This window comes from Flavobacterium hercynium (assembly GCF_002217285.1).
GTDB lineage: Bacteria > Bacteroidota > Bacteroidia > Flavobacteriales > Flavobacteriaceae > Flavobacterium > Flavobacterium hercynium.
Genome location: NZ_MUGW01000042.1, coordinates 19,577 through 42,908 on the forward strand (window position 1 = coordinate 19,577; position 23,332 = coordinate 42,908).

Sequence of the window (23,332 nt, forward strand, 5' to 3'; positions counted from 1 at the left end):
TTACGAAATTAAGAGTAAATATTTTGAGCTGCTCTTGCAGCTTTTTTTTGAATAAAATAAAAATCTATATATGAAAATAATCATCAGAAGCGCGAAAATTATCGATTCAAAAAGTCAGTTCCATAACCAGACCGTTGATCTTTTAATTTCAGATGGTTTAATCGAAAAAATAGGAACTTCACTTTCTGCATCTGATGATACAACTGAGGTTAAATTTGACAATTTACATCTTTCACAAGGCTGGTTTGACAGCAGTGTTTCTTTTGGAGAGCCAGGTTATGAAGACAGAGAAACTATTGCAAATGGATTAAATGTTGCGGCAAAAAGTGGTTTTACAGCTGTTGCATTACAACCCAACTCCTTCCCTGTTATTGACAATCAGTCGCAGGTAAATTTTGTAAAAAGCAAAGCAAATGGTTTTGCTACAGAACTATTCCCAATCGGCGCTTTAACCAAAGCAAGTGAAGGAAAAGATATGGCGGAGTTGTTTGATATGAAAAAGGCAGGCGCTGTTGCTTTTGGAGATTACAATAAAAGTATCGACAATGCCAATCTGTTAAAAATAGCGTTACAATATGTACAGGATTTTGATGGTCTTGTTATCGCTTACTCGCAAGATCCAAACATAAAAGGAAACGGTGTCGCTAACGAAGGTATTGTTTCTACGAAATTAGGACTAAAAGGAATTCCGAACTTAGCCGAAGAATTACAAATTTCAAGAAACTTATTTTTACTGGAATATACTGGCGGTAAACTACACATACCAACGGTTTCTACAACTAAATCTATTGAATTAATCAAAGAAGCAAAAGCTAAAGGATTAAATATTACCTGCAGCGCTTCTGTACATCATTTAGTACTTACAGACGAAAAATTAGAAGGCTTTGATACCCGCTATAAAGTTACGCCTCCATTACGAACAGAATCAGACAGAGCAGCATTAGTAAAAGCAGTTTTAGACGGAACTATTGACACGATTACCTCTGATCATAATCCAATCGATGTGGAATTCAAGAAAATGGAATTCGATACTGCTAAAAACGGAACTATTGGACTTGAAAGTGCTTTTGGAGCCTTATTAACGGTTTTACCTTTGGAAACTGTTATAGAGAAATTAACGTCTGGAAAAGCTGTTTTTGGAATTGAAACTAATGCTATTGCAGAAGGTACCAAAGCCAATTTTACTTTCTTTACACCAGAAGGCAACGGTACTTTTAAGAAAGAAAACATTCTGTCAAAATCTAAAAATTCTGCCTTTTTAGGAACCGAAGTTAAAGGAACTGTTTACGGAATCTTCATCCAAAATCAACTTATTACATCTAAATAATCACAATGAATAATTCAATAGAAGAAGGAAAATCAATCGCAATAACAAGCTATATTTTAATTATAGGTGTTTTGATCGCGATGTCTATGAACTCTGAAAACAAAAATAGCTTTGCTTCTTTTCACATTCGTCAGGCTTTAGGTTTATCGTTAACCTTTATTTCATTTGGTGCTATCATCAGCAATTTCGACAGTTTTTATATTACGTTTCCAATGTGGATTTGTATTTCCATTTTATGGACGTACGGAATTTTTAGCGCTATTCAAGGTCAGACAAGACCGATTCCTTTAGTGGGAAGCCTTTTTCAAAAATGGTTTAAAAGTATTGGGTAATAAAATTTTAGCGTGTAAATTTTAGACACCGATGACACTGATTTGCAAGCAAAGACACAGATAAGAACTGATTTTATATGCAATGATCTAAAAAAGAAATCCGCAAAATCTGCGTTTTCACGAAGTGAATCTGTTTTATCAGTGTTATAATTCACAATCATTTCAGACACAGATATACTGATTTGCAAGCAAAAACACGGATAAAAACTGATTTTAATTATATTGCATTCAAAGTAATAAAGCCAGAAGAAAAAATCCGCCAAAACCAGTGTTTTCACGAAGTGAATCTGTTTTATCAGCGTTATAATTCGCAATCATTTCAGACACAGATGACAATGATTTGCAAGCAAAAACACGGATAAAAACTGATTTTAATTATATTGCATTCAAAGTAATAAAGCCAGAAGAAAAAAATCCGCTAAAATCCGCGTTTTCACGAAGTGAATCTGTTTTATCAGCGTTATAATTCGCAATCATTTTGGACGCAGATGACGCTGATTTGCAAGCAAAAACACAGATAAAAACTGATTTTAATTATATTGCATTCAAAGTAATAAAGCCAGAAGAAAAAAATCCGCCAAAATCCGCGTTTTCACAAAATGAATCCGTTTTATCAGCGTATAAATTTCACAATCCAACAATTCATAATTCAAAACTCATAACTTAAGAAAGAAATGAATCTATCATTAGAATATAAAATACAAGAACCAAAAGTAATTTTAGACAAAAATCCTGTTTTAATTTTATTACACGGATACGGAAGCAACGAAGCAGATTTGTTTTCATTTGCTACTGAATTACCGGATAACTATTATATCATTTCTGCACGAGCGCCTTACGATTTACAATATGGAGCGTATGCCTGGTATGCTATCAATTTTGATGCTGATCAAAATAAATTTTCAGATAACGAACAAGCAAAAACGTCACGTGATCATATTGCCGGTTTTATTGATGAATTAGTGGCTCATTATCCTATCGATGCAAATCAGGTAACATTAGTAGGCTTTAGTCAAGGTTCTATCCTAAGTTATGCTGTTGCCCTTTCTTATCCGGAAAAGGTGCAAAGAGTTGTGGCAATGAGCGGCTATTTTAATGACGAAATAATTAAAGAAGGCTACGAGCAGAATAACTTTAAAAACTTAAAAATATTTGCTTCACACGGAACTGTAGATCAGGTTATTCCGATTGAATGGGCTAGAAAAACGCCTGCAATTCTTGAAAAACTTACTATTCCGGTAACGTATAAAGAATATCCTGTAGGTCACGGCGTAGCACCGCAGAATTTCTTTGATTTTAAGAGCTGGCTGGCTTTATAACAAAATAATTTCACAATTTACTATAAAAAAAGGTCGCAGTTTACGTTTAAACTGCGACCTTTTTTAATATATCATTTTATGTTTACTGTCCGGTGTAAATAATATCATCTCCTTTTTTGAGTACATAACCTTTCCATGGAATTAATATGTAATCTCCATTAACCCAGGATTCACCTTCAGATTTTCTTTCTAATAGAATTGCTTTTTTTTGAGTATCCAGAAAAAGTTCTGCTTTATCACCATCAAAAATTACGTAAGCAACCGTAGTATATTCTTTTCCATCATCGGCATGTTTCAGTTCTGTACCTACTTCAGAAAGCTTTACACATTCTTTTTTAAGAGCAGACCAAGTGTAACCCGTAGAAGGCTTACAGTCATTTTCATCGGCATCATTTCCGACAACAACAACAGCAGCAGAATCTTCTTTTACTTCTTGTTGAATTGGTTCTTCTTGTTGCACTTCTTTCTGTTCCTCAGCGGTCTTTTTTCCACACGAAAAAGACAAACCTGCGATAATCGCTACTAAAAATATTTTTTTCATATTTCCTTTTTTATTTAAAGTTACAAAATATCAAGGATATAAAAAACACTATTTTTGATATAGCAAGGATTGATTGATTTCAAAACTAATACTTTCGTCATCGTTAACGAAGTATTTCAACAAAACTTCACCCCATAATTCACCATTACTGTAATCAGCAATGATCCATCTGTGGTTCAGAATTTTTACTTTATTGATGATAAATTTTTTGTCTTCAATTTTATCTTGTCCTGTATAAGGATTTCCGTTTGGATTGGAATTTAAATCAAATAATTTTTCAGTTACTACCGGAATTAATTTTTCGTATTGAATTAATTTTCCGCCTGTAGCACTATTGTCAAAATAATTTTGTGCATTTTCATTGTTCGCCAGCGAAAAATAATCAGCTTCGGCTAATTTTGTCGACACCAAATTGATGCTGTCTCTCAATTTTTTAGTCGTTTTTTCGTAGCGCTCTTCTCCAAATTTTACTTCGCGGCTGTAAAACATATAAGTAAAAACATTCATTAATATCGCCAGGATAAAAAGATAAAGCATTAAGGATTTTTTCATTTTGTAATATAATTAGATTGTAATTTCGAGATTATCGTAGGCCAGAAAAACATTTTCAGGAAGTTGTTTTTGTACTTCTTCGTGAAAACCTAATACGTGGCTAATATGAGTTAGATAAGCGACTTCAGGCTTAACCAATTGTATAAAATCAAGTGCTTCCTGAAGGCTAAAATGGGTATCATGAGGTTCGATACGCAATGCATTGATTACTAAAACTTTTAGATTTTGTAATTTCTGAGTTTCTTCTTCTTCAATAGTTTTCACGTCTGTTAAATAAGCAAAATCATCAATACGATATCCAAAAACCTGTAGATCGCCATGCATAGCATTGATTGGAATTGCCATTTTATCTCCAACAGCAAAAGGTTCGTTATTAACCACTTCGATTGTTTTTACACTTGGAGCACCGGGATATTTGTTTACGGTTTCAAACACATATTCAAAACGACGTTTTAGATTATCAATTACACGCTGATGGGCGTACACCGGAATTTCGCCCTGTCTAAAATTAAACGGACGTATATCATCAAGACCTGCGGTATGATCTGCATGCTCGTGCGTAAATAAAATGGCATCAAGATGTCTGCATCCGCAAGAAAGCATTTGCTGCCTGAAATCAGGACCACAATCTACTACATACGAATGTTCGCCCCATGTAATCCAGATCGATACACGAAGTCTTTTGTCCTTAGCGTCAGCGCTTTTGCAAACGGGATGGTCGATTCCAATTATTGGAATGCCCTGAGAAGTACCAGTACCTAGAAAATAGATCTTCAATTGAACTTAATTTTTTTACAAAAATAGGATTATTTCTCTTTCATTAGAAGCCTAATTTGCTAACTTTGTAACAAATCTATTTAAAATAAAATGGGTACAGAAATAAAATTAAAGGGTGACAAGGTCATCGAACAGATTCCTTCTATAAAAGACAAAGCGTTACGGATTAATTTAAATGAGAATATCTACGGAACATTTGCTGAAATTGGTGCTGGACAAGAAACCGTTAGGCATTTTTTTAGATCCGGAGGTTCCTCAGGAACAATCGCGAAAGCTATGTCTGCCTATGACAAAGATTTTAGTGATGCCGTTTACGGAATTGAAAAAGATGGTCGCTATGTAACCGAAGAGCGATTAAAAAAAATGCTGACTCTCGAAGGTCAGATAATCGAAGAACGATTAAGCAGAGAAAAACATCCTACCAAACTTTTCTTTAGTTACGCCAATACCGTTGCAACAATAGATTTTGCAAAACAATTTAAAGGTCACGGTTGGGTTGGAATCCGATACCAAATTGAACCTGACGAAGCTTACAACGAAATTATTCTACACATTCGTTTTAAAGAAACTGATGCCAGACTACAACAGGAAACACTTGGTATTTTAGGTGTAAACTTAATTTACGGTGCTTTTTACAAATACAATGATCCTAAACGATTACTTCGTTACTTATACGATCACTTAGACAAAGACCAGCTTGAAATTGATACGATTAACTTCTCAGGACCTCGTTTTGCAGATGTTGACAATCGTTTGATGAGTTTACAATTGGTTAAAAACGGAATGACTGACGCCGTAATGTTTAATCCTGAAGGAAAAAATATTTTACCGGCTGCGATTTTATATAAAAAGAATCTTCTTGCTTTAAGAGGAAGTTTTCGTCCGGTAACTAAGGTAAACATGGACATGTACGAGAAATCGCTGAACATGTTCCTTGAAGAAAATAAAGTTGAAAAAGACAATACTTTAGTCGTTTTTGAAATTACCCTTTCGAATCTACGTTCAGATGGTGAAATTGATGAACGTGACTTTATGGACAGAGCTGAATTGCTTTGCTCATTGGGACAGACTGTTATGATTTCGAATTTTCAGGAATATTACAAAGTGGTTGAATATTTTGCTAACTATACTAAAGCCAGAATGGGATTGGCAATGGGAGTTAACAATTTAGTTGATATTTTTGACGAGAAATACTACCGTCACCTGAGCGGAGGAATTCTGGAAGCATTTGGAAAATTATTCTACAGAGATATGAAAGTTTTCTTATATCCGATGTTAGACGAAAATGGCGTTCTGATGAATTCTACCAACTTAAAAGTACATCCTAGAATGAAAGAATTGTACAAGTTCTTCAAATTCAACGGAAAAGTAGTGGATATTGCGAATTACAACCCAAATAACTTAGAGGTTTTCTCTCGAGAAGTTTTAAAAATGATCAATCAAGGATTACCTGGATGGGAACACATGTTACCGGAAGGAATACCGGAAATTATAAAAGAGCATCATCTTTTTGGATATCATCCGCAAAAAGAATTAGAGCAAAAACTATAAACATAAAAAAAAGTCCAAATAAGAAAATTTCTATTTTGGACTTTTTTTATTCCTTTATTTTAAGATTTGAGCAGCGTGTTCTTTTGTTTTAACTTGCGAAATAACCTCATCAATAATACCTTTTTCATCGATTACGAAGGTTGTTCTATGAATTCCGTCATATTCCTTACCCATAAACTTTTTAGGTCCCCAAACACCAAATGCAGTAATTACCGATTTATCTTCATCCGCCAATAACGGAAAAGGTAATTCGTATTTGTCTTTAAATTTCAATTGTGCTTTTGCACTGTCAGCACTTACACCTAAAAGCTCATAGTTATTAGCTTTAAATCGTTCAAAATTATCACGCAAATCACAAGCTTCTGCCGTACAACCTGGCGTACTTGCTTTTGGATAAAAGAAAACTACTAATTTCTTTCCTGCATAATCCGCCAATGTATGCGTTTTACCTTCCTGATCTACTCCTGAAAAATTTGGAGCTTTATCTCCTTTTTGTAATGTTACCATATCTTATTTTAGATTTTTGATTTTAGACTTTAGATTTTTGATTTTTTGATTGAAAAATTTAATGATTGAAATATTTAAAGATTAATTGCTAAACGATTAAACATTTTTTATTTTTTATTTTTTATTGAAAAATTGAATGATTGAAATATTTAAAGATTAAGTCATAAACGATTAAACACTTAAACAATTAACCGATTCAACAAATCAACGATTCAACAAATCAACGATTCAACAAATTAACGATCAAACAATTTACCGATTAAACAGTTAAACAAATCAACGATTCAACAATAAATAACTATTTTTACGGGATTAAAATTACGGAAATGAATAAAGAAGCTCGCGTAACATTTGTTATAAATACGTTAAAAGAACTCTACCCTACTATACCTGTTCCATTAGACCATAAAGATCCTTATACTTTACTTATTGCTGTTTTGCTTTCTGCTCAATGTACCGATGTCCGCGTTAATCAAATTACACCGTTGCTTTTTGCAAAGGCTGACAATCCGTATGATATGATTAAAATGTCGGTGGAAGAAATTAAAGAAATTATCAGGCCTTGTGGCTTGTCACCAATGAAATCGAAAGGTATTCATGGTTTATCGCATATCTTAATTGACAAGCATAATGGTGAAGTTCCGCAAAGTTTTGAAGCACTTGAAGCTCTACCTGCGGTTGGACATAAAACAGCCAGCGTTGTCATGTCTCAGGCTTTTGGAGTTCCTGCTTTTCCCGTTGACACACACATTCACAGGTTAATGTATCGCTGGAATTTATCGAACGGTAAAAATGTGGTACAAACTGAAAAAGATGCTAAACGTCTTTTCCCTAAAGCTATATGGAATGATCTGCATTTGCAGATTATCTGGTACGGAAGAGAATATTCACCTGCAAGAGGCTGGAGTCTGGAAAAAGATATTATTACCCGAACGATTGGCAAAAAATCTATAATTGAAGAAGCTGCTAAAGGTAAAGTTTAGCAGCTTCTTTAAGCTTTTACATACCGCTTTTGAGCGTGTTGTACTCAGCAGTCATATTGAGCGCTCGGTAAACTCCAAGAAGCGATTTTATAGCATCTTCATTCTTAGGTTCAAGACTTAATGCTTTTTTAAGATAAGGAATAGCACTTTTTACTATTTCATCTTTTTTAGCATCGAGTTTATCATATTCTTTCATATCATTGGCGCTATTTCCTAACAATGCCATTTGATCTACTAAATCTTTCTTCAATTGCAATTTTACAAATGCCTGATTGATATAACAATCTACACAGTTTGGATTTACCTGTAACCCTTCTTCATAATATTTATCTGCCTTAGTATAATCTTTAGTTTCTAAACAGGCAAAGGCAAGATCACTCAAGATTTCTTCTCTTTTCGATGGTGGAAAAACATTTCTTGGTTTTTCAAATAGTCCCTCTCTAATATTAGACTCGCGTGCACTCATAGAAATAAATGCTTCTTCTAACTTTGTCTTTTTATTCGTCGCATAATAAACCATCCCTCTTCCTGTATAGTTTATTTTTCTAAGCTGCTCGTAATATTTAACAGCTGTTGTATAATCTTTGGCTGTCAAGGATGATGTAGCAGCATTTAAAAGATTTAATGTATCTCTTTTATCAAACAAATAAACTTCGTAGCTTTTAGCAGCACTTTCTTTAAATTTTCCTTCTTTATAATCGCTGAATGCACCATTTACTAATACAGACTTCATATCTTTTAAAGCTAAATTCGCCTTAAATGCATATTTATAATTACGAGAATCGTTTTCATACAAAAGTACATCCTGATAAGCGCCAGATGCTATTGCAAAATTAGCGGCTGCATCGATATTTTTGGTTGCCAGATCTTTGTAGACATTTCCTTTAATATAAAAGAAATCAGATTTAGTTTCGTCAGGGGCATTTACAATTAAGTATTCTATTTTTTTCAAAATTGCCTGCGCTTCCTGAATTTTGCCTTTTTCGAAATTAGATTGTGCTTCTTTTATTTCGTCTTTTTGAGCAAAAACGCTCGCAGTTATCAATAGTAGGAATCCCAGTATTTTAAAATTTTTCTTCATTTTGGTTTGGTTTAGTTTGTTAAATAGAGTTTTACAGCTTTATAAAGGATATTGCAACAAACCTTTGAGAAAAAAAATAATCTCAAAAACCTGAAACAATACACAATTAAAGAATGACAATGGTTTTTTGCCTCCTTTAATTCTTCTAAATAAAAGCTAACTGATAATTATACTAGTCTTTGAATAAGACGAGACTTGAAACGAACAAAATGTAGTAATGTAGTTTTTCATCATAAACATGTGGTATTTCGGGGGTTAATATGTAATTCTAAAAAATTATTCAAAATTTAAAACAAGTAATATTTTAGCTCATTAAATATTCTATTTGGTCAATAATATTGAATTAAAAATTACTTTTTAACTAAAATAAAATTAAAAATTGAATAAATAAATAAAAGTGAAGCAAAATATAAAAATTTAACAAAAAGCTACAAAAATTTCTTTCAAAAGCAATTTTGTAATCACTTACTAATAAGACCATTAAACGCGAAACGCACCGTATTTACTGCGAAAACAGTGCTTGCGATAAATTTTGAAATAAAAAAAACTCACTATCTGTATTTTCATACAAATAGTGAGTTTTAACCAAAACGACCATTTGGTTTTTCTTTCGACTAAACATCCGACCGTTTTGGTGGGCTGTTTAGTTAGCTATAATCTCATAACTTTTCTCGTCAATTTTCACAACCGTAAGTGCTTGTGAATAATTTAGTAAAAAAGAAACAACTTCTTTTTTAGGTTTTAAGATTTTAGAAGCTAATGCCTTTTTAGAGTAAATTTTCGCCATACTATCAAATGTTTTATATAAAGTATAACGAGCTAATAGTCAAAATAGTATTAGTTGGTTAAAATAATTTGATGTTTGTCAATTATTTTTCTTAAATTCATTAGTGCGTATCGCATTCTTCCCAGTGCTGTATTAATACTTACACCTGTCAGTTCAGATATCTCTTTAAAGCTCATATCCTGATACATACGCATTACTAAAACCTCTTTTTGATCTTCTGGAAGCTCTTCAATTATCTTTTTTAAATCTACCTCAACCTGATCAAAAATCATTTTATTTTCGATTGTTAAAGTATCATCCGACATTACAGAAAATATAGAAAACTCTTCTGTTTCTCTGTACATTGGCATTTTTTTGGTTTTACGAAAATGATCCACAATCAAGTTGTGGGAAATTCGCATTACCCATGGTAAAAATTTACCTTCTTCATTATAGGAGTTACTTTTAAGGGTTTTGATTACCTTAATGAAAGTATCTTGAAAAATATCATTTGAAATATCTCTATCCGAAATCTTAGAATATATAAATCCATATATCTTAGACTCGTGCCTTTTTATCAATGTTGCAAGGGCATTTTCATTGCCTTGCACATAGTTCTTCACCAATAGAGCGTCTGGAATATGCAGATCAGCCATAATACTACTTTTTAGTTCTTGTTTAAAATTTCGAGTAATTTTCTCTAAAAAGTAATTTTATTGTATAGGCGTCTCTTTTTTTATGTTAATTAAGTGTCCAAATTTAACAAATATTTATTTTATAAAGCAACTCAAATGAAAAATAATTGTTACTAAAATCGTAAATAATTTAAATTAAAATCAAGTTTTGTATAAAAAGCATTTATTAATGTCAATTTACAACTTTATTTTAACAAAATAGGACAAAATAAAAAAGAGTTAAAATACTCATTACAAGTAATTTAACCCCTTTTAATTTTAATAATATTTATTTTACTTCGTATTATTGGTAAACACGGACATAATCAACATAATACTTTTGTGGCAACACATTATCATCTACGGCAGGACCTCCAAAATTCCCTCCAATTGCCAGATTTATAATAATATAAAATGGTTTATCAAAAGGCCATGTATCTTCATTTTTAATTTCAGGATTAAACGTGTATACTAAAGTTGTATCTACAAAAAAATCAATCTTTTCTTTTGTCCATTCTATAGCGTAAACATGATAGCCCTCTTCAATCGTTGGAAAAGGAGTTCTCTTTGTGTTTATGGTGTTTCCGTGACTATCCTGAGTATGCAAAGTTGTATACACCATGTGCGGATCTCTACCAATATATTCCAAAATATCAATCTCGCCAGTTTTTGGCCATTTCACTTCATCGATATTCGCTCCTAACATCCAGAAAGCAGGCCACAAACCATGACCGACAGGTAATTTTGCTCTTGCTTCTATTCGCCCGTATAAAAACTCTTTTTTGCCTTTTGTTGTAATTTTAGTAGAAGTGTATTTATCGCCTTCTTTTCTTCCTTCAATAATAAAGTTGCCATCTTTAAATTGATGGTTGTCTTTGGTGTAAATCTGTCTTTCGTTATTTCCCCAACCACATAAATTTGGGCAACCGTCGCCCAATTCATAATTCCAGTTGGCTTCGTTTAGATTTTTTTTATTAAAATTTTCTTCCCAGACCAATTTTCTTTTCACTTCCTGAGCAAAACTAAAACTGCTGATCAGAATAAGTACTAATACTTTTTTCATAGTATGTTTTTTAAATTTCTGAAGTAAAAAGGCCAGCCTAAGACTGACCTTCTTATTTCATACTTACTAATTAATTTATTTATGGTTTATTGTACACTCTTACATAGTCGATTTCCATAGAAGACTGTGTAAAAGCAGAATCAATTGCTCCTCCTAAGTTTCCTCCCATTGCCACGTTAAGAATTAAAAAGAAATTCTTGTTGAACGGAAGTGAACTATTGTTAGGAACAGAATGAAGTAATGTATTATCAGCATAAATTTGTATCACTGTAGGACTCCAAATTGCTTTATACACATGAAACTCTGTTGAAACATTTGGAATTGTTTTTCCGCCTGAATCGGCATTTCCTCCTGAACGTCCTGGGTAATGCAACGTTCCTAATACATGATCCTGATTATTACCTATATGTTCCATAATATCTATTTCACCACATGCTGGCCAATCATTGATAGCGTAATCCTCTCCTAGCATCCAGAGCGCTGGCCAGGTACCTTTTCCGATTGGCAGTTTAGCACGGATTTCGACTTTTCCGTAAGTGAACTCATATTTGTTTTCTGATTTCAATCTTGCAGAAGAGTAAGCTGCTGTACCAATAGTTTCTTTTTTAGCCGTAATAATCAAGCTTCCTCCTTGAACTTTTACATTCGTAGGTGAATTGGTATAACTTTGTTTTTCGTTATTTCCCCAACCATTATCTCCAGTACCTAATTCAGCGGTCCATTTTGTTGGATCTGGCGCACCATCTGTATCAAATTCATCAGACCATACTAATTTGGTGTACTCATCAACTGGCGGTTCTGGTTCCGGATTTTGATTTGGCGGTACTGTTGTAAAAATATGGTACCATGCCAATGAAGCATCTCCTCCCATTACAGCTCTTACTACCATTCTGTTAGCTGTAATCGATATAATTTCATACGAACTTTGTCCTATATAATACCCCATGAATCCTCCGTCAGAGAAATTAAGCATTGTTCCGCGGGTTTGCGTTGCATGTTCCGGATTCTTAGTTACAACAGATTCTGAAGGACTTAATGAAACTGTTTTTACAGCGCTTACATCATAAGGTAAACAAGCATCATCACCTAAAGACACACCTGCTACGCTACCAAAAGCTTTATTGAAGAAAGTTGCTCCGCCATTGTCTAACTGAAATTTAAGTGTTTCTCCATCTAACGAAAAGGTCAAAACGTTTTCGTATAAACAACTGCTGGAAGGTGCATTTGCTTTTTCAAAAGCTCCAGCCTGATAATGATTAGGATAATAGTTTTTCTCAGCATTTCCATCATTCTGACCTACTCCTAAATGTCCAGGTTCTGATGCTGACCAATACCATTTTTTAGACGTTCCTCCTGTTAAAAACTCAACAGCTTCATGATCGCTAAAATCACTCAAAACCTCAACCTCAAGTGTACTAGTCGTAGAAACACCTCCTTTTCCGGCACTTACTACTGTTACTACATACTTATTTACTCCCGTTTTTGTAAAACGTTTTGTGTATACACCATTTGGAGCGTTTTCTGTTGTTCCATCGCTAAATACATATTTATACGAAATAGCATTACCCGCTGTAGAAGTTAGTTTTACAAGTCCTGATCCGTCACCAAAAGGAGCATCAGCGGTTTTCCCCACAATTTCAGCAGTTACTTCCAGATTAGTTGGTGCATTGATAGCTCCAAAAGAGTAATCATCTTTTTGACAGCTTATGGCTAATAGCAGCGCAAAAAGGAAGACGAAATATTTATTATATTTTTTCATTTCAAGTGTTTTTATAAAATGTAAATTTTAATGTACTGACTGATTTCATTTTCTATTTATGAAAATAAACATTGTCAATATATACCGTATTTGCTCCTGTAGGAGTTCCAACATAAATAAGCTGCGCTATATGTGCTCGTGTTGTTAATCCCTCAAAATCAGATAATGGAATATCTAAACTAACCCAAGTTCCCAATGCCGGAGCCGTTATTGTAAGTTCATGTTCTTTATCATCACCACCTGCATAAGTTCCGTTAGGTCCAAAGTCTACTAATTTTATTTTAAATGCTGTAAATTCAGAAGACCATACATCAACATGAAAGTGTGTCATAGCGGTTGCATCAATTGGAGTTACAGGTTCAGTACCCACAAAGTCCAGATTAGCATATTTCTTCACTGCATTTCCTGCAATAGCTGTTTCTTCTAATGTAGCATTTGACCAATCTGTACGCCAGGTCGTCATAGGAATATTGGTATAAGCATTACTAAACAATGATATTACATCTCCCGCTGCTTTTGTTGGCGTTGGTGCCGGAGTACTCAATGATTCCTGCTCTTTGTAGAAATAAATGTTATCAATATAAACACTTCCTCCTGCCCACGGCGTTCCAACAAATTTAAACTGAATAATGTCAGCTACGCTTAATCCCTGACTAGTAAAATCGGAGATTGGAATATCAATACTAGTCCATTGATTAAGAGTAAGGTCTTTTACAACTCCCTTTTCACCGCTTGATCCGCTAATTAAAAAAGTTTCAATTTTCTCTAAATCTGCTGTCCATACATCCATGTGAACGTAATCCATACCGGTAACATCTGCGCTTGTTCCACTTTTTAGTTCAATACCCTGATAGCTTAAATTAATATAATTTAGGACTTTTTTACCGTTCAGATCAAATTCTGCCCAGCTGCTTCCCTGACTTCCCTGACCCCAATCAGGAAAATAATTTATTCCTGCAAGATTGCTGTATTCTGAACTATAAATAGAAATAACATTACCTGCTGCTCTTGTTGGCGGTTTTGGTGCTGCACTAGTTGGATTTAAAATTAAAACTGCAGTAACCTCTTGCGAAGACTCTGTTGTTTTAATTGCTGCACTTTTTGCAACCACACGAATGGTATACGTACCAGCTTGCTTATAAGTGAAAGAAGCCGTTTGTCCATTGTTAATAGAAACTGGATTCTCGTTATCATCTTCTCCAAAATAAATATCATAAAACAATGCAAAATCAGCAGTTGCTTTTACGGTTACCTTTTTAGAGATTGCTGGATCTGTCGTAACCTCTACTACTAAATTTTCCGGAGCTCTAAAAGAAACAATAACTTCTTGCTCTACTTCAGTCGTTTTTCCGTTTAATCCCATTGCAATAATTTTTGCTTTGTAGATTCCTTCTTTGTAAGCATGTGTTATTGTTGCTCCAGGAGATACATAATCGGATTCGGGACTTCCGTCACCAAAATTAATTTTGTATTGTGTTACACCTTCTCCTTTTGGTAAAAAAGTCACACTCCCTGAATTGTCCTGTGTTACGGTAGCAAGTGCCGTTACATTTTCCGGCGCTGTTAAATTATCTAAATTAATATCGCTAATATCATCATTTGAGCAAGCTGCGAGCATTGCTAAAACGAAAAAACTTATAATAAAATGTAATTTTTTCATAATTAATATTTTTTAGTATCCAGGGTTTTGATCCCAATTTCCGGCAGCAAATTGAATTTCTTCAATTGGAAGTGGAAACAATTCATTTTTATTAGCCTTAAAGCCAGGTATTGTTCCTTCTGCTCTTTTGGTTCTCACTAAATCGAAAAAACGATGACCTTCTCCAAAAAGTTCCAATCTTCTTTCTGCTAAAATAAAATCTGTTAATGCAGCACCCGAAGCAGATACATCATGATTGTTATCTCCAAAGGCACGTCTTCTCACCTGATTTAGATATTCTCTTGCCTGAGCATCATTAATTCCTCCTCTGTTGTAAGCTTCTGCAGCCATCAATAAAACATCAGCATAACGTATTGCTCTGTAATTGTTTGGATTAGTAAGATTTAAATCTCCTGCAGCATTTTTATCTCTCTTTCTCGGAAGGTATTTTCTGTTGAAGAAACCGGTATCTTCATTTCCTTTTCCGTAAGCAACTCCTTTTCCGTTATCATAAGAAGTATTAGCAGCAGCAAAAGCAGCAATATCTAATATCGCAACCGCTTTACGCTTGTCTCCAACCTCAAAAGCATTAAAAGATTCCTGAGTTGGAAGGTTAAAACTAAAACCAGGAGAAAAAAGTGGTCCGCTGAAATTTCTAACACCGCTGAAACCTACAGCAACGTTTCCTTCACTACATTGTAAACATCCAAAACCTGCACCTTCAACATCTGTATATTGTACTTCAAAAACAGATTCTGCTCCGTTTTCTCCAGCTGCTTCAAACATAGCATCATAATCGGTTACTAATGAATATGGTGATCCTGTTATTAATCCTTGTAATGTACTTGCAGATTCTGCAAATTTATCCTGATACAAGTAAGCTTTACCTAGTAATGCCTGAGCAGCACCTTTTGTAACACGCCCCTTTTGAGCCGCAGTTGGAGATAAATTGTCTACCGCGAAAATTAAATCAGCCTCAATAGAAGCGTATACTTCTGCTACTGACGAACGTTTCACTAATTTTTCATCCCCAATTTTAAATCTTGCGTCGCCTTTCATCGGGATACCGCCAAACCATTTTACTAGTTCAAATTGATAGTACGCTCTTAAAAAACGCGTTTCGGCAATCAGCTGATTTTTGCCTTCGAAATCTGTTTTGTCTTGAAATTCAAGAATATAATTCGTGCGCTGAACACCTGCGAACATCCAGTTCCAAATATCTTTTAAGTTGCTGTTCACCGGAGTGTGAATCATATCATCGATTTGCTGAAAACCAATTACATCTGATGGGCTTTCTCCTCCTGCCAAAGTATTATCTGAAGCTATTTCTCCTAATAAAACATTTACATACGAAGACTGAAGCAAATCGTACGCAGCAATCAAAGCCTGATCGTATTCTTCTTTTGAATTAAAGTAATTTTCAGAATCAATTGAATATTCTGGTTTAGGATCTACAAACTCATCCGAACAGGAAATACTTAGCACTGAAAGTAGAGTTAGTGGTATAATGATGGTAAATAAATACTTTTTCATTTTAATTGAATTAAAAATTAACGTTTAAACCCATTAAGTAAGTTCTTGGCACAGGATAAAATCCGTAATCGATTCCGGCTCCAATAGGAGATTGTGAAACCTGATCCTGATTAGTTGGTCCAAATGAAGCTCCCGGGTCAAAACCTTTATATTTGGTAAAAGTGTACAAATTGTTTACTCCTGCATAAAGACGCAGTTTTGTAATTCCGGCTTTTTGAATCACTTTTGGGCTAAGCGTATAGCCTAATTGTATGTTTTGGATTCTTACGTAAGAAGCATCTTCTACAAAATAGTCAGATAGAACATTGTTTGATGTAGCACCAGTTGTTACACGAGGTACTGTAGTACTGGTTCCTTCACCTGTCCATCTGTCCAAAACGTAATCTAATCTGTTAGCGTCAGAAAGTACTCTTTCGTAATTACGTACCATTTCATTTCCTATAGAAGCAAATGTAAAGACAGCAAAATCTAAATTTTTATAATTTAACTGAATATTGAAACCCATTGTAGCATCTGCAATTGGATCGCCAATATTAGTTCTGTCTTTTGAATCAATTACACCATCACCGTTAACATCTACATAACGAATGTCTCCGGGAGCAGCATTAGCTCCTAAAGCCAGTTGCGACGGATGAGCAGCAACTTCTGCCTGATTCTGAAAGATTCCATCGGTTTTGTAACCATAAAAATATCCTATTGCATGACCAGCTTCCATTCTGGAAGCAGCCTGTTGTCCTACTCCAAAAGAACCGCCTTCGATAAAACCAGTTCCGTTGTTAACTTTTGTTACTTCATTTTTAAGGAACGTTACATTATAACCAAAACTTGCTGAGAATGAATCAGAAAATTTTTCTTTATAATCTATCGCAAATTCAAATCCTGAATTTTTAACCGTTCCTGCATTTAGCGTTGGAGAACTTGCACCCGGAGCACCTACTCCCACAATTCCTGAAACCGGAATACCTGGAATCAATAAATCTTTTCTGGTATCGATAAAATAATCTGCTACAACATTTACTTTATCATTAAAAAATCTCATATCAAAACCAACATCAAATTTTTTGGCTTCTTCCCATTTGATATCCGGATTCGGAACTTGTCCTTCAGCTCTTCCGTTTACTAAAGTACCATCAAGAACATACGTTGCTTCTCCTGATAAAAGACCTAAAAAGCCATATTTAGGAATCTGGTCATTTCCTAAAGTACCATAACTTGCTCTTAATTTTAAGAAACTAAAGCTTTTTGGATCTCCAAAAAATTCTTCATCAGAAATTACCCAACCTCCTGTAAAAGAGGGAAAGTAACCTACTTTGTTTCCTGGTCCAAACTTAGTAGAAGAATCTCGTCTAAGAATAGCAGATAACAAATATCTTCCCTGATAATCATACTGTAATCTTCCAAAATAAGAAAGTCTTCTTTCGTCGTAGATATAAGATGTATTGTTTACTGTTTCCGGTAAACCTTTTGTCAATGATATATCTGCAAATTCCCAAGAATTGTTTGGTACATCATAACCTGTTGCAGTTAATCCGTTACCCCATTCTCTGTATATCGTTGAACCAAGTGTTCCTGTAATATTATGATCATTAGCAATTTTCTTTGTATATGTACCATAAATATCAAACGAATAGTTATTATCGTTTACCGCTCCTTGTGTAACAGAACTTCTTTGTACATCAAAAACTTTTCCTCCGTAGCTAATTTGTTTTCCGAATGTTTTTGATTCACTATTTGCCGAATTAAAACCCATTGAACTCGTTAAAACAAATCCATCGAACATTTTATAATCTAAACCAAAGTTTCCGTTGATCTTTTTCAAATTATAAGCGTTGTAAGTATTATCAACTTGTGCTAACGGATTGATAATTTCTGTTCCTAATCCGGTTGTACTTGGTACCAAAGTAAACTCTCCGTTTTCATCTTTTGGACTAAGAGTTGCCGGCACGTTTAAGGCATTAAACAAAACAGAACCTAAACCATTTTCGTTAATAGTTTTTCTATTAACGTATGTATAAATAACATTTGTTTTTACTTTGATTTTATCCGTCAAATCTGCACCTAATGCGATTCTTGCTGTATTTCTAAGAAATCCTGATTTATCTCTTCCAACAATACCTTCCTGATCTAAGTGCGAACCACTTATCGAATAGGTCATTTTATCTGATCCTCCGGAAATAGACAAATCATGATTCAAAATAGGAACACCTGTGCCCATAACCTGATCTTGCCATTTCGTTCCTGCTCCTAATCCGGTAACACTTGGATAAGGCAACGCTCTTCCGCCATTAGAATAACTTTCGTTTAATAATAGAGCATATTCTGTAGCGTCCAGCATTGGTAGTTTTCTTGAAGCTTCCTGAAAACCAGTATAGGTATTAAACGAAACTCTTGCTTTAGAATTTCTTTTACCCATTTTAGTAGTTACTAAAATAACACCATTCGCTCCAATAGATCCGTAGATAGCAGCCTGAGCATCTTTTAAAACAGTAATCGTTTCAATATCATTTGGACTAATAAGGTTTAAGTCTCCCATATAACCATCTATAAAAGTTACAGGACCAGCTTGTCCGTTTGTACCCACACCTCTAATACGAATATCAAGCGGTGCACCCGGAGATCCGGATTGTGTAGTAACATTTACACCGGAAATTGTTCCTTGCAAAGCCTGCTCAATACGAGCCGGTTTCAAAACATCAAGTGTTTTACTGTCCAAAACAGCAACAGCTCCGGTAACTTCTCTTTTCTTTTGACTACCGTAACCAATCACAACAACCTCATCCAGTGATTTTGCGTCATCGACCATTTTTACGGTTAGCTTAGTTCCTGTAACTTCGACTTCCTGAGTTCGGAAACCAATATAACTTAAAACAATTGTGGCACCTTTTGGGACACCTGTTAATTTAAAAGAACCATCAAAGTCTGTGGTTGTACTTTGCGATGCTCCTTTCACTTTTACATTTACGCCCGGCAATGATAAACCTGAGCCATCAAGTACAGTTCCGGTTACATCAATCGATTGCGAAAATGCAAAAGATGTAAATAGTAACAATACTAGTAGTAATAATTTAGATTTCATATTAGTTAGTTTTTATTGAAGATAAATTTAATGTTATCCGAATAAGAAAACCATAATATTTACCTCAACAAAAAACATACATGATAAAAAAATCGATCTAAATTTTTTATATCATAAAAATAAGCCCTGTTTAGTCATAAAATGAGAATGTTAAATTCCTTAACATATAAACATTCAAATCACAACAAAAGGTTAATGTTGAGGTAATGTATAGGTGATTTTAAGCAATTTCTGACGAACTATACAGCCAGTATATATTCTACTAAACCGATTTCGTGCTGTAAATCCATCTTTTTACGCAAACGATATCTCTTTATCTCCACACTTCGCACAGAGATGTTAAACAATGGGGCAATTTCTTTAGACGAAAGATTCAGACGCAAGTATGCACAAAGACGCAGATCGTTTGGCGTAAGCGCAGGATGAAGCAGTTTTATTCTTTTCAGAAAATCTTTATCGGCATTGTCAAAAGCTTCTTTAAAAACCTTCCAGGAATCTTCTTCTGTTATGTTATTATTGATCGTTCTAATAACAGATTTAATGTTTTTAGTATCATCCTGACTCGTTTTCTTCAAATCATCTTTAATAAAAGCCAGCAGCTCATTTTTACTGTTTAAACTCATTGTCGAAACTGCCAGCTCTCTGTTCTTGTTATCCACATCCTGCGACAATTGTTCGTTTCTGAGTTTCATAAGCTTTTGCTCATTTTCCAATTCCTTAATTTCAAGTAAAAGATTATTCTCCTCAATCAGTTTTTCTTTTTGTTTGCGGTAAAAATTCAAATAGGCTTTATTCACAAAATACGCTGCAACAAACAGCATCAAAAGATAAATAAAAAGGGCAAGATTGGTCAGATACCAAGGCTTTGCAATTACAAAAGTGTAAGTCGCCGTATTTTGCAAAAGTGTATTGGCGTATTTAGCACGCACTTTAAAAACATATTTTCCAGGCGATAAATTTTTAAAGTTTACCGTTGATCTTGTACTCCACTCACTCCACTCGTTCTGAAATCCTTCCAGCAAATATTGATATTCTGAATTAATGTATTTATTATACTCCGGAACAGTATAGTTGATCGTGATGTTATTTTCAGTCGCTTTAAATTGCCCTTCATCCTTTAAAATAACATTCGTTAAAATTTCATTTTGCTTATTGATCAGAATTTCTGAAATAGAAACATTATAATTCTTAAAACTTAAATCATCAACATTCAAGGTATAATAACCATCCGTAGTTCCTATCAAATAAGTCGTTTTAGCTATTTGAGTCACGTTTTCGAAGCCCAACATCGAATTCGTAAGCGAAGACGGAATCGGAATCACATTTTGCTTTAACTGATTGGTCAGCTTTCCCGACGAAAAATAATGAATGTAGTTTTTAGAAAACAGCCATATTTTATTTGAATGATCTACAATTAACTTTCCAGATGTATACTCTTCCTTTTCAAAAATAGCACTCAGCTGCTTGTCTTTTTCAAATTGCTTTGTTGTGGCATTCAACTTAAAAACACCATCTTTATACGCATAATAAATAGTTTTATTAAACTTCGCTAAACTGGCATTTTTTCCTTTTCCCGGTGAAGAATAAGCATAAAATGAAGTTGTTTTACGCAGATCACGATCAAGTTGTACTCTAAAAATACCTTTGTACTCGTGACTAACATAGATTTCACGATTCTGATAAACTTCAAAGTAGCGCGACGAATAATTAAAACCTTCAATCTTATTTCTGAATTTCCATTGATTGTCTACTTTCTCCAAAACCGAAATTCCGTAATAATTCCCCTGAAGCAATTTATTCTTTTCCCCATTAATCGGTTCAAACTTCCAGGTACCGGAACCCGAAAAAATATTCTTAGCTGATTCATTATTAATCACAAACGTTCCGGAATCATGACCGCAAAACAGCGTTTTATCATACTCATACAAAGACCAAACCTGCCCTTTCGTTCCGCTTATAAACTGAAAATCGCCATTACTCTGGTATTTTTTACAAAACAAACCCTGATTAGTTCCTACGTACAAAATTCCGTTATGCGTTATAGAAGCATAAACGGTTCCTAAAACGCCAGTATCGTCAGTAAAACTATGCACAGGCGACTGCAAGTTGATACAATTAATTCCGTTATCAAGTCCAACCCAAACATTCTGGTCTTTATCTTCAAACAAAGACAGTGCAGTATTATTACTCAAACCTTTACTTTGTGCAATGTGATATCTCAGTTTTCCCGCTTTCGATAAAATAAAAATTCCGTTCGAAACCGTTCCAAGCGCATAACTTCCGTCTTCCAAACGCTGACTGCTGTACACAAAACTTGCTTTTAACTGTGCATCAGCTTCCGTTTTAAAAGGTGTCAACGATGTACCCGTTAGTTTGTAAAAACCGTCTAATTGCGTTTGTAGCAACAAACCATCATCAAGCGTAAAAATATTTACAATCGTGTATTTTTTTAGCAGCGGATCATCAGAAATCAATTTCCCCTTTCCACCTTCTATCTCAAAAAGTCCTTCGTTTATCGTTTGATAATAAATTGACTTTTGCGTGCTAAACGATTTTACTACGCCATTCTTAGGAGAAATTATTTTAAATCCTTTCGTCTTAGTGTCATAAATATAAATCCTGTTCAGCGACTGAAACAATATCCATTGGTCGTACTTTAAGATATTCCAGAATTGTTCGTCATCCAGAATCTTTGATTTAATCGTATCACTCAGCGAAGTATATTTTAGTTTGCCATTGGTTTGTCTCGTCCAAAAACCAAAATTCATATAGCAGCCCGTGTAAATTTTATTGTCAATTACTTTTACAGAACGCATAATAGTTTCGTTAGGAGTTGGATACAGCTCCCAATTTGTTCCATTAAATTCTAAAAGTCCTTCGTTATTAGCGAAATAAAGGTAGTTCTGCTCGTCCTGCGAAATCATCCAGCTTTGATTTCCTGCTCCATAAGTAGTGGAAGCATATTTTATAATGGGCGGTAATTCCTGAGAAAACAGAGTAAAATGTACTAGGCAGCAGAGTATAAAAAGTTTAGCTTTCAAAATTGGCGGTGGTATTTATTACGACAAAAACAGTTCTAAAATAGCTTATTTTATCTTACAACAGCAAACTTTAGCTATAAAAAACTTGCAATACCAAAATACCTATACATTCTGCAAATCTGTTAAAATTGATTATTCCTATTGAGCGAAGTAAAGAGTGATATTTTAAGTTTTTAGGCGTTTCCTCCGGCCGGGCTATCCGCTAAATCTTTTTGTTTTTAAAGAAAAAACAAAAAGGATACCGCTTCTATCCCTAACGCAATTAAATACTTTACGATTTATAGTATGCAGATGATAAGGATTCTAACCCCATTCTTGTCATTTCGATTTCTTATGATAATAACATACTATTTCAAATTTCCCAAATACCTAACAGGTTTTGGAAACCTGTTAGGATAAGTAATCTCAACTACATCTCCTAACAGGTTTTAAAAACCTGTTAGGTATAAAATGTTAGTGCTTAATAATTTCGACAAAAAGATACTAATAAGATACATCTTTTTAGTAGTAACTAATATGATGGGTATTTATGAGTTTTGTAATTATATTTTAACTATTAAAAAAATGAAAGCAGAATTCTCTAAGGATATTGTATTAAAAAATTTAGGTAAAAGAATAAAAGAAATAAGAATCAGTAAAGGATATACCAGTTATGAGTATTTTGCTTATGAGCATAATATATCTCGTGCTCAATTTGGGAGATATGAAAGAGGTGAAGATTTAAGATTTAGTACTCTGGCAAAAATAATTTCAGCTTTTGGAATGACCTTCGAAGATTTTTTTTCCGAAGGATTTGAGCAAGATTAGACCT

The 23,332-nt window shown here is 34.1% G+C and carries 19 protein-coding genes; 6 read left to right on the forward strand and 13 right to left on the reverse strand.

Going from position 1 to position 23,332, the window contains the following annotated elements:
- Positions 1-70: 70 nt before the first annotated feature.
- The 3 genes from B0A66_RS17920 to B0A66_RS17935 all read left to right on the forward strand — a co-directional run bounded on the left by B0A66_RS17920 (position 71) and on the right by B0A66_RS17935 (position 2,978).
- Complete coding sequence (locus B0A66_RS17920) at positions 71-1,327, forward strand: dihydroorotase (RefSeq protein ID WP_089051233.1); 1,257 nt, start codon at positions 71-73, stop codon at positions 1,325-1,327.
- A gap of 5 nt (positions 1,328-1,332) precedes the next feature.
- The gene (locus B0A66_RS17925; protein WP_089051234.1) at positions 1,333-1,659 is read left to right on the forward strand and encodes a hypothetical protein; all 327 of its coding nucleotides are present in this window, start codon (positions 1,333-1,335) and stop codon (positions 1,657-1,659) included.
- Between the two features lie 674 nt (positions 1,660-2,333).
- Positions 2,334-2,978, forward strand: coding sequence for an alpha/beta hydrolase (locus tag B0A66_RS17935; protein ID WP_089051236.1), 645 nt, complete (start codon positions 2,334-2,336; stop codon positions 2,976-2,978).
- Between the two features lie 82 nt (positions 2,979-3,060).
- On the opposite strand, the gene B0A66_RS17940 is transcribed toward B0A66_RS17935, so the two are convergent.
- Genes B0A66_RS17940 through B0A66_RS17950 form a run of 3 tightly spaced genes read right to left on the reverse strand, consistent with a single transcriptional unit; the run spans position 3,061 to position 4,848 of the window.
- On the reverse strand, positions 3,061-3,519 hold the full coding sequence (locus B0A66_RS17940; protein WP_089051237.1) for a hypothetical protein: 459 nt from the start codon (positions 3,517-3,519) through the stop codon (positions 3,061-3,063).
- 48 nt (positions 3,520-3,567) lie between these two features.
- Complete coding sequence (locus tag B0A66_RS17945; RefSeq protein ID WP_089051238.1) at positions 3,568-4,071, reverse strand: hypothetical protein; 504 nt, start codon at positions 4,069-4,071, stop codon at positions 3,568-3,570.
- 12 nt (positions 4,072-4,083) lie between these two features.
- Complete coding sequence (locus B0A66_RS17950) at positions 4,084-4,848, reverse strand: MBL fold metallo-hydrolase (RefSeq protein ID WP_089051239.1); 765 nt, start codon at positions 4,846-4,848, stop codon at positions 4,084-4,086.
- Between the two features lie 90 nt (positions 4,849-4,938).
- Between B0A66_RS17950 and B0A66_RS17955 the strand changes: the two genes are divergently transcribed.
- On the forward strand, positions 4,939-6,399 hold the full coding sequence (locus B0A66_RS17955) for a TonB-dependent receptor (protein ID WP_089051240.1): 1,461 nt from the start codon (positions 4,939-4,941) through the stop codon (positions 6,397-6,399).
- Positions 6,400-6,453: 54 nt separating this feature from the next.
- Here the strand turns inward: B0A66_RS17955 and bcp are convergent, their stop codons facing one another.
- Positions 6,454-6,906 carry a thioredoxin-dependent thiol peroxidase gene (bcp, locus tag B0A66_RS17960; protein ID WP_089051241.1) on the reverse strand — a complete coding sequence of 151 codons (453 nt, stop codon included), beginning with the start codon at positions 6,904-6,906 and terminating at the stop codon, positions 6,454-6,456.
- Between the two features lie 326 nt (positions 6,907-7,232).
- Between bcp and B0A66_RS17965 the strand changes: the two genes are divergently transcribed.
- The gene (locus B0A66_RS17965) at positions 7,233-7,889 is read left to right on the forward strand and encodes an endonuclease III domain-containing protein (protein WP_089051242.1); all 657 of its coding nucleotides are present in this window, start codon (positions 7,233-7,235) and stop codon (positions 7,887-7,889) included.
- Between the two features lie 16 nt (positions 7,890-7,905).
- Here B0A66_RS17965 and B0A66_RS17970 read toward each other — a convergent pair whose 3' ends face one another.
- From B0A66_RS17970 to B0A66_RS18005, 9 genes are all read right to left on the reverse strand, one after another.
- Positions 7,906-8,970 carry a tetratricopeptide repeat protein gene (locus B0A66_RS17970; protein WP_089051243.1) on the reverse strand — a complete coding sequence of 355 codons (1,065 nt, stop codon included), beginning with the start codon at positions 8,968-8,970 and terminating at the stop codon, positions 7,906-7,908.
- 643 nt (positions 8,971-9,613) lie between these two features.
- The gene (locus B0A66_RS22965) at positions 9,614-9,757 is read right to left on the reverse strand and encodes a hypothetical protein (RefSeq protein ID WP_165766647.1); all 144 of its coding nucleotides are present in this window, start codon (positions 9,755-9,757) and stop codon (positions 9,614-9,616) included.
- 50 nt (positions 9,758-9,807) lie between these two features.
- Complete coding sequence (locus B0A66_RS17975) at positions 9,808-10,392, reverse strand: RNA polymerase sigma factor (protein ID WP_089051244.1); 585 nt, start codon at positions 10,390-10,392, stop codon at positions 9,808-9,810.
- A gap of 322 nt (positions 10,393-10,714) precedes the next feature.
- Positions 10,715-11,473, reverse strand: coding sequence for a glycoside hydrolase family 16 protein (locus B0A66_RS17980; protein WP_089051245.1), 759 nt, complete (start codon positions 11,471-11,473; stop codon positions 10,715-10,717).
- 79 nt (positions 11,474-11,552) lie between these two features.
- The gene (locus tag B0A66_RS17985; protein WP_089051246.1) at positions 11,553-13,232 is read right to left on the reverse strand and encodes a family 16 glycosylhydrolase; all 1,680 of its coding nucleotides are present in this window, start codon (positions 13,230-13,232) and stop codon (positions 11,553-11,555) included.
- A 52-nt stretch (positions 13,233-13,284) separates the two neighbouring features.
- Entirely contained in the window at positions 13,285-14,892 is a 1,608-nt protein-coding gene (locus tag B0A66_RS17990; RefSeq protein ID WP_089051247.1) for a PKD domain-containing protein, read from the reverse strand.
- A gap of 12 nt (positions 14,893-14,904) precedes the next feature.
- A complete protein-coding gene (locus tag B0A66_RS17995) occupies positions 14,905-16,404 on the reverse strand; it encodes a RagB/SusD family nutrient uptake outer membrane protein (protein WP_089051248.1) in 1,500 nt (499 codons plus the stop codon).
- Positions 16,405-16,414: 10 nt separating this feature from the next.
- Complete coding sequence (locus tag B0A66_RS18000) at positions 16,415-19,480, reverse strand: SusC/RagA family TonB-linked outer membrane protein (protein WP_089051249.1); 3,066 nt, start codon at positions 19,478-19,480, stop codon at positions 16,415-16,417.
- A 239-nt stretch (positions 19,481-19,719) separates the two neighbouring features.
- Positions 19,720-22,521 (reverse strand): triple tyrosine motif-containing protein, encoded by a 2,802-nt coding sequence (locus tag B0A66_RS18005; protein WP_283407332.1) that lies wholly within the window; start codon positions 22,519-22,521, stop codon positions 19,720-19,722.
- Positions 22,522-23,085: 564 nt separating this feature from the next.
- Here B0A66_RS18005 and B0A66_RS18010 point away from each other — a divergent pair.
- Positions 23,086-23,328, forward strand: coding sequence for a helix-turn-helix domain-containing protein (locus B0A66_RS18010; protein ID WP_208862604.1), 243 nt, complete (start codon positions 23,086-23,088; stop codon positions 23,326-23,328).
- The last annotated feature ends 4 nt before the right edge of the window (positions 23,329-23,332 follow it).